This window comes from Streptomyces sp. SP17BM10 (assembly GCF_036322405.1).
Taxonomy (GTDB): domain Bacteria; phylum Actinomycetota; class Actinomycetes; order Streptomycetales; family Streptomycetaceae; genus Kitasatospora.
In genome coordinates this window covers 1-306 of record NZ_JAQYXB010000207.1, presented here as the reverse complement: position 1 = coordinate 306, position 306 = coordinate 1, and the positions used below count along the sequence as shown (strand labels likewise).

Annotated in this window: 1 protein-coding gene; it reads right to left on the bottom strand. The window is 77.5% G+C overall.

All coding sequences use genetic code 11. The features are described from left to right. The coding region (locus tag PUR71_RS00745; RefSeq protein ID WP_329924315.1) for a SpnB-like Rossmann fold domain-containing protein at window positions 1-306 on the bottom strand (306 nt) is incomplete at both ends.

Sequence of the window (306 nt, the reverse complement as noted above, 5' to 3'; positions counted from 1 at the left end):
CTCCGCCTGCGCCGCCCGGACCAGACCCCAGACCGGAGCCTGCGCCAGACCCACCAGCGACCCTTCACCAACGGCCACCGCCCCCCGCGTCACCACCACCAGACGCGACCCCGCGAACCGCTCCTCCGCCAGCCACGCCTGAACCACGCGCAGCACCTGCTGCGTCACCTCGCGCACGGCCGCCGGAACGTCGCCGCCAGGGGCGACCAGGGTCGCGCAGTCGAGGACGACGGTCTCGGGGGCCGGGCCCTCGGCGGGCAGGGCGTCCCAGGCCGTCCACTCCGTACCCGCGGCCGGAGCGGCCGG